Annotated in this window: 8 protein-coding genes; 4 read left to right on the top strand and 4 right to left on the bottom strand. The window is 28.6% G+C overall.

Annotation, left to right across the window (positions count from 1 at the left end):
* Window positions 1-10 precede the first annotated feature (10 nt).
* The 3 genes from E6248_RS00235 to E6248_RS00225 all read left to right on the top strand — a co-directional run bounded on the left by E6248_RS00235 (window position 11) and on the right by E6248_RS00225 (window position 1,867).
* The gene (locus E6248_RS00235) at window positions 11-421 is read left to right on the top strand and encodes a CBS domain-containing protein (protein ID WP_136005930.1); all 411 of its coding nucleotides are present in this window, start codon (window positions 11-13) and stop codon (window positions 419-421) included.
* Between the two features lie 24 nt (window positions 422-445).
* On the top strand, window positions 446-1,210 hold the full coding sequence (gene yaaA / locus E6248_RS00230; protein WP_316338839.1) for a peroxide stress protein YaaA: 765 nt from the start codon (window positions 446-448) through the stop codon (window positions 1,208-1,210).
* A 270-nt stretch (window positions 1,211-1,480) separates the two neighbouring features.
* Window positions 1,481-1,867: a hypothetical protein gene (locus E6248_RS00225; protein WP_316338838.1), complete on the top strand. Its 387-nt coding sequence runs from the start codon at window positions 1,481-1,483 to the stop codon at window positions 1,865-1,867.
* A 175-nt stretch (window positions 1,868-2,042) separates the two neighbouring features.
* Here the strand turns inward: E6248_RS00225 and E6248_RS00220 are convergent, their stop codons facing one another.
* The 3 genes from E6248_RS00220 to E6248_RS00210 are packed head-to-tail and all read right to left on the bottom strand — an operon-like array spanning window position 2,043 to window position 4,089.
* Complete coding sequence (locus E6248_RS00220; RefSeq protein ID WP_316338837.1) at window positions 2,043-2,690, bottom strand: DUF1292 domain-containing protein; 648 nt, start codon at window positions 2,688-2,690, stop codon at window positions 2,043-2,045.
* Between the two features lie 8 nt (window positions 2,691-2,698).
* On the bottom strand, window positions 2,699-3,352 hold the full coding sequence (locus E6248_RS00215) for a PspA/IM30 family protein (protein WP_316338836.1): 654 nt from the start codon (window positions 3,350-3,352) through the stop codon (window positions 2,699-2,701).
* A 20-nt stretch (window positions 3,353-3,372) separates the two neighbouring features.
* Window positions 3,373-4,089: a hypothetical protein gene (locus E6248_RS00210; RefSeq protein ID WP_316338835.1), complete on the bottom strand. Its 717-nt coding sequence runs from the start codon at window positions 4,087-4,089 to the stop codon at window positions 3,373-3,375.
* A gap of 423 nt (window positions 4,090-4,512) precedes the next feature.
* Here E6248_RS00210 and rpsA point away from each other — a divergent pair, with 423 nt between their 5' ends.
* Window positions 4,513-5,658, top strand: coding sequence for a 30S ribosomal protein S1 (gene rpsA / locus E6248_RS00205; RefSeq protein WP_316338834.1), 1,146 nt, complete (start codon window positions 4,513-4,515; stop codon window positions 5,656-5,658).
* Window positions 5,659-5,860: 202 nt separating this feature from the next.
* Here rpsA and pyk read toward each other — a convergent pair whose 3' ends face one another.
* A complete protein-coding gene (gene pyk / locus E6248_RS00200; RefSeq protein ID WP_316338833.1) occupies window positions 5,861-7,279 on the bottom strand; it encodes a pyruvate kinase in 1,419 nt (472 codons plus the stop codon).
* Window positions 7,280-7,315 lie beyond the last annotated feature (36 nt).

Genomic DNA, 7,315 nt, shown 5'->3' with positions numbered 1-7,315 from the left:
ATGATGAAATATGAATATAGCATTTTTTTTGACACCTAAAAATGAGGTTATATATGAATATTTAGATGCAACCATGAGACAAGTTATTGAAAGAATGGAACATCACGGATATACAGCAATTCCTTTAATTGATAAGGATGGAAAGTATGTTGGGACATTAACTGAGGGAGATTTACTTTGGAAGCTTAAGAATACTCCAGATTTAAATTTTAAGAATACAGAAAATGTTAGAATAATAGATATACCAATGAAAAGAAAACATAAAAGCGTTTCAATTAATTCAAATGTAGAAAGTCTTATTTCACTTGCAACAAGCCAAAATTTTGTTCCTGTAGTAGATGATGAGGGAATATTTATTGGAATAATAAAAAGAAGTGATATAATAAATTATTGCTACAATGAAATGAATAAGAAAAAATAATGTAAGAACAAAAGGAGATTAATTATGATAATTGTTGTTTCTCCTGCAAAAACTTTAGACTTTAAAGAAAAGAATAGTAATTTACCTATGAGTGAACCTAGGTTTTTAGAAAGATCGCAGGAAATAATTAATGAAATAAAAAACTATAGTAGCTATGAATTAGAAAAACTTATGAAAATAAGTACAAAGTTAGCTACATTAAATGAAGAAAGATTTGGGAAATGGACGCCATCTTTAGATACTGCTAAACAAGCATTATTAGCCTTTAAAGGCGATGTTTATATGGGAATGGATGTCGGAAGCTTTAGTGATTCAAATCTGTTTTATTCAAATGATCATTTAAGAATATTATCTGGTCTTTACGGGGTTTTAAGACCTTTTGATGGAATAAAAGAATATAGATTAGAAATGGGAACTAAACTTAAAGTAAATGATTCAAAAGATTTATATGGATTTTGGAAAAATGAATTAGTAGAATGTTTAGTAAATGATTTAAAAAATCATAAGAATAAGACTATTATTAATTTAGCTTCATATGAGTACTTTAAGTCAGTAGAGAATATAGAAAACAATCCTAATATTAATATTATAACTCCAGTTTTTAAAGAGCTTAGAGGAGATGAATATAAGATAATAGCCTTTAATGCCAAAAAAGCTAGAGGAATGATGAGTAGATATATAATACAAAATGAAATAGAAGATATTGAAGAACTTAAAAAGTTTGATGTTGATAACTATGCATTTAATCCAGAAATGTCTACAGAAAAAGAACTAGTATTTACAAGATAGTTATACAAAAGAACTCTCACTATATATTATGCTCTGGCGACCTTGCTAGCTCCAAGTCGCCCTACGCACAATATATAGTGAGAGTTCAATTGCGATATAAAGGAATAAGAGTAAATACTATTGGAAGAATCAAATTAATAAAGGATAAAACTCAGCCAGCTGAGTTTTTTATTTAGCTTTGGTTTAAATAAGTGTTGATTTAGAATACTATACTTTAAAAATCAGCTTGTGTAATATATTACATACAAAGAGAGAATAGGGGGAGGATTTGTGAAAAATAGAGTTAAGTTATCCATTAGCATATTACTTTGTACTTTACTCTTAATAGGATGTGATAAAAAAGATATTGCTGCATCCGATGTTTTGGATTTAGTCCAAAGTAATTATATTTCAATTGAAATCAAGGATAAGACTATTGATGCTGAAAGTAAACAGCAGTACTTAATAGATGATTTTATTCCAAAACTTTCAAGATATACTTTAAGAGTGTATGATAAGGATATTCCTACTGAATATTCAAACAAAGTTGATATTACTAATAAGAATGGTACTAAAGTAAGCTTGTTTGACAATAAATATATAGGAATTGAAGATAGGACTTACCAAATAACAAGTGGTAGTATTGACCTAGATAAATTTTATCAGTTTATTGAATAAGATATAATTAACAAGGGGATATCGGATGAATGTCAACTTTATTTAGCTCAATATCAACGTTGGGTTAAAATAGAGCTTTTTATTTAAGTAATTCTGAAGGAATTGCATCCTAAATTGTTAATTATTAATTGATAACTGTTAATTGAAAAGGACAGCCTTAAAGAGGCTGTCCTTTTTATGCTTGTTCATATGCTTCAACAACTAAGTTGAATTCATCTTCATCAGTGATTTCACCGAAGTCATCAGATGAGATTCCAGGATAGTAATACAGTATTAGCTTATCATTTGAATCCAATAAGTTTTCAAGAGCTATATATAGTCTATCTAATTCACAGTTTTCAATTGTAGCTAATACTTTATATCTACTAGATCTTCCAGTATCATTGTTAGTTAAGCTTAAAATAAAGTCTTTATGAAGTCTAACATTGATTTTAGATTTATCACAACTCTTTATAAAGGAGTTCGATCTACAACCACTACAACTTCTAAAACTACATTCTTTTATACAATTTAGGCAAGTACATTTAGAACAATCAGTTAATTGGTTAAAAGCTTCTAAATTATCCTGCTTATATTTTGTTAACTGAGATACTGTATCGTCCTTTCTAAAAAGACTAAACTTTTTATTTTTATCTTTATATTCAGCATCATTAAGCAATTCTATATATTTTGTTAAGATAGGCAACTTAGAATAATACTTTCTTTTCTTTAATATACTATCATCAAGAAAGGGTGAAACTTCACTTATAGCATAAGTTACATCTGTATAAGTTTTACCAACAGTTTCTCTCTCTTTAGTTATAAATTCAATTGTATTAGACATATAAGCACCTAGTTATTATTCTTATATTTTTCAAGTTCTAAATCTAAGTCAACTGCATCTAAAGCTTCAAATTCACTATCAAATGTATCAACTTCTCTAAGTTCGCCTAGGCCATTAGCTAAAGATTCCTTCTTTTGGATCTTTCTTTCTATGCTATCAATTTGAATTGAGTTAGATTTAGTTTGTACATTAGCAAGAACTTCATTGATTTTTTGGCTAGCTTCAGCATTACTATATCTTGCAGCAGCTTCATCTCTGTAATTTCTTGTTTTATTTAACTCAGCTTCTAAAGCAGCTAAGTTTTTCTTGATAGCATCAGCTTGAGTTCTAGCAGCATCATAACTTGTCTTTAATGAGTCACGTTTCTTTTCAGATTCAATTTTTCTAGCTAAAGCTCTCTTTGCTAAATCTTCATTGTTTTTAGATAGAGCAAGTTTAATTTTGTCTTCGTAATCCTTAACTTCAATTTCACTTGCGTCAAGTTTTTTCTTTATTTCATGAGCATTACCAATAATTTGTGCAGAGTTAAGCTTAGCTGTGTTTAACTGTGATTCCATATCTCTTATTTTTTGATCTAGTAACTCAATTGGATTTTCCATTTCATCTAAAGTAGAGTTAACCTTTGACTTTAACATATTTGACATTCTTGTGAATATTCCCATATACATCCTCCTAGAATTAATTAGTATTTTCTATTTTTTAAATATAATCTTATTATTCTGATTATAATCATAAAGATGATTGCCATTATTATGATTGATCCTATAGAGAAACCACTCCCCCTACTAGAACCATAGGCAAACATTCTTAAAGAATTAAGGCCAAACATCATATCTCCAAAGAAGGAACCACCTGAATCATTATAATCACCATAGCTAGTGTTGTTATTATAATCTTTGTCTTGAGTTTTATCTGTATTATTTGTTGAACTGTAAGACCCTGAAGAAAAACCTTTTGAGGCCCCAGATTTGCCTTTATCTGTACTTGAGCTAAAAGATCCACTTTTGAAGTTGCCAGATGTAGATGAGCTATTAGAGCTCTTGTCATTACTGGAAGAAGAACTAGAGTTTTTATTACCACTAGAAGAACTAGAACTTTTATTAGAACTACCACTACTAAAAGAACCACTTTTAAAACCACTAGTAGACTTGCTTACATTAGATTTTCCTCCACTTGATTTAAAAGTACTACTAGAAGTCTTACTACTAGAGCTTTTAAATCCTCCTGAACTTTTGAAACTACTAGATCCTTTTGATTTTGCCAGTACTACTGTTTCACCTTGAGTAATGCTATCAAAAATAGGAATAGTATCTATAAGGAAACTAGAAGTTAAAAAGATAAAGGTTAAAAATAAAGTAAATATTATTTTTTTATGATTGTTTCTTTTTATAAAGCTCACCCCCAAGAAAAAAGATTATGATATTATTTTATATAGAAAATATATAATTTACAAACTTCATTTAAGCCTAAATTATAAACAAATAAGTAATATTTACCTAAATAGATAAATCAATCTAAGCAAATCGTTAATTATCTCTTATTTAATAGTTAATACTACCTTGTTAAGAGTTAATAAATAACTTTTAATTCGGATTAAAGTTCTTTATTAATTATTATATCATAATTAATAAAAAAATAGATGAATAGTAGTTTTAAATTGCCAATATAACCACAAATATAAATATAATATGCTCCATAAGACAAACGGCTGAAAAAAGAAGTTCTAAGGCTCCTACACAATTTATTACATATATCACTTGTAATCAATATCAGAATAATCTAAAATTAATTTATTACACTAGTTTTGAAGGAGTGAATAAATATGACAAATCAAAATATAGAAGAAAGCATGGGGGCTTTATTACAGGACTTTGATGTTAAAAGAATTAAATCTGGAGACATTCTTGATGGAGAAGTTATTGATGTTAACGATAAGGAAGTTACAGTAAATATTAATTATGCCTTTGATGGTGTTATAGAAAAAGCTGAATTAACAAACATAGATAAGGATCCAAGAGAGGTAGTACAGAAAGGAGATAAGCTTAAAGTATATGTTTTATCACCTAATGATGGAGAAGGATATGTTCAGTTATCAAGAGTTAAAGCTTTAGAGATTACTGAAAGAGAAGATATAAAGAAGGCTTTTAATAATGATGAAGTTATAAGGGTCTATGTAAGAGAAGAAGTAAAGGGTGGATTAGTAGCTTATTATGGAAGTACAAGAGTATTTATTCCAGCATCCTTAGCATCTAGAGAAAGAATTATCTTATCTGATCTAATAGGAAAAGAATTAGAAGTTAAAATAATAGAATTAGACTTTAAAGCAAGAAAAGTAGTTGCATCAAGAAGAATTTTAGAAGATGCTATTTTTGAAAGTAATAAAAAAGAATTATGGAAATCAATAAAATCAGGAGAAAAGAGATCAGGAGTTGTTAAGAAGCTTATTAAAGCAGGTGCAATTGTTGATATTGGAGGAATAACAGGACTTATTCATTTAAGTGATTTATCTTGGGGAAGAGTAAATAAAGCTGAAGATGTAGTTAAAGAAGGCGATAAAGTAGAAGTATTTGTAGGAGAAGTAGATACTAAAAATGAAAGAGTATCACTAATCTTAAAAGATATAAATGAAGATCCTTGGACTATGAATGAAGGAAAATTAGAAATAGGAACTGTTATTGAAGGAAAAGTAGTTAAATTTTTAAACTTCGGTGCTTTTGTTGAATTATATCCAGGAGTTGAAGGATTAGTTCATATAAATGAAATTACTGAAGAGAATATAGCTAAGCCTTCTGATGTATTAACTTTAGGACAAAAAGTAAAGGTTAAGGTTTTAGATGTTGATAAAACAAATAAGAGGGTTTCTTTAACTATAAAAGATGCAGAAGAAAAATCTAAAGAATACTTAAAATACAATGATATTGATGATGGAGTTTCTTTAGGAGACTTATTTAAAGACTTCTTTAAATAATGAAATAATGAAGAAATGAAATAATTAAAAAATGAAGGAGTTTAAGAGGTTTTGCTATGCAAAACCTCTTAAATTATATAGATTATGCTATCGCATGAGAGATTAATTTTAAATTTAAAATAATTATTTAAAATTAATTTTTTCATTGTGCGATAGCACTTTCTTCACTCTTTCATTTTTTCATTATAAAATGCTTAGAATTTTATAATTTCTCTATTTTTAACATATTAGTTCCACCAGTTACTGCATTTGGCATACCTGCTGCAACTATTATATCATCTCCATTTTCTGCAAAGGACAATTTAGTTGCGACTTTCTTAGCTTCAACTAATATTTCATCAGTTGTATTGAACATCTCACACTTAAGTGGGAATATTCCAAAGTTTAAATTTAATCCTCTCCTTACTTCTTCATGAGGGGTAATTGCAATTATTGGACACTTAGGTCTATATTTTGAAATAAGTTTTGCAGTTGCGCCACTACTAGTTGCTGCTACTATTGCCTTTGTATTTAGAAGATTTGAGCTTCTGCAAGCAGAGTAACTAATAGTTTCTGAGAAGGAAGTAAGTGAAGGTTCTTTAAGCCTTCTATTTAAATAATTATAATCAAGGTTTTCTTCAGTTTCTATTGCTATTCTTGACATAGTTTCAGCAGCTTCTATTGGATAGTTGCCACTAGCACTTTCTCCACTTAACATAATTGCATCAGTTCCATCGAAGATAGCATTACATATATCACAAGCTTCTGCTCTAGTTGGAAGAGAATTTCTTATCATAGAATCAAGCATTTGAGTAGCTGTTATTACTATCTTACCGGCTTCATTACATTTTCTAATAATTTTCTTTTGGATTATTGGAACTTTTTCTATAGGAATTTCAACTCCCATATCACCTCTAGCAACCATTATTCCGTCAGATACCTCAATTATTTCATCTATATTATCTACGCCTTCTTGATTTTCTATTTTAGCTATAATTTGAACATAATCTCCACCATGAGTCTTTAAAACATCTTTTACATCTTGGATATCAGAAGCTTTTCTTATAAAAGAAGCAGCTACAAAATCTATTTTATTTTCACAGCCGAAGATTAAGTCTTCTTTATCCTTTTCAGTTATTGAGGGAAGGTTAATTCTAACATTAGGAACATTAACACCCTTATGATTTTTAATTAATCCACCTACAGTAACTACACATTTAATTTCAGTTCCATTAACTTCTTTAATTTTAAATCTTAAAAGCCCATCGTCTACTAAGATTTCTCCAGAAGGCTTTACGTCTTTATATAGATCTTTATATGATACTGTACATTTTTCTGTATCACCAAGGATTTCATCCTCACATAAGAAGGAAAATTCTTGGCTTTCTACAAGTTCAACTCCATCATTAACAAAGTTATGAGTTCTAATTTTAGGACCCTTAATATCTAATATTATTGCAGTAGGAGAGTTTAAATCTTCTCTTACTTTTTTTATTAAATCTATTTTTTCTTTATGAGTTTCGTGAGTACCATGAGAAAAATTTAATCTGGCTGCACTCATGCCTATTTTGATAAATTTTCTGATAACTTCCTCATTATCACTAGCAGGACCGATAGTAAAGATCATTTTTGTTTTTTGCATAATACCACCTCAATTATTAAAAATTAGGAATTTTCT

Origin of the sequence: Clostridium sp., assembly GCF_032552055.1 — a bacterium.
Lineage (GTDB): Bacteria > Bacillota > Clostridia > Clostridiales > Clostridiaceae > Clostridium.
The sequence above is the reverse complement of the archived record's forward strand: the minus strand, read 5'-3'. Positions and strand labels throughout refer to the sequence as shown.

Excerpts from the sequence above, each read along its gene's own strand:
- E6248_RS00235 (WP_136005930.1), top strand. The coding sequence starts at position 11 with ATGAATATAGCATTTTTTTTGACACCTAAAAATGAGGTTATATATGAA.
- E6248_RS00220 (WP_316338837.1), bottom strand. The coding sequence starts at position 2,690 with ATGTCTAATACAATTGAATTTATAACTAAAGAGAGAGAAACTGTTGGT.
- pyk (WP_316338833.1), bottom strand. The coding sequence starts at position 7,279 with ATGCAAAAAACAAAAATGATCTTTACTATCGGTCCTGCTAGTGATAAT.
- rpsA (WP_316338834.1), top strand. The coding sequence starts at position 4,513 with ATGACAAATCAAAATATAGAAGAAAGCATGGGGGCTTTATTACAGGAC.
- E6248_RS00215 (WP_316338836.1), bottom strand. The coding sequence starts at position 3,352 with ATGGGAATATTCACAAGAATGTCAAATATGTTAAAGTCAAAGGTTAAC.
- yaaA (WP_316338839.1), top strand. The coding sequence starts at position 446 with ATGATAATTGTTGTTTCTCCTGCAAAAACTTTAGACTTTAAAGAAAAG.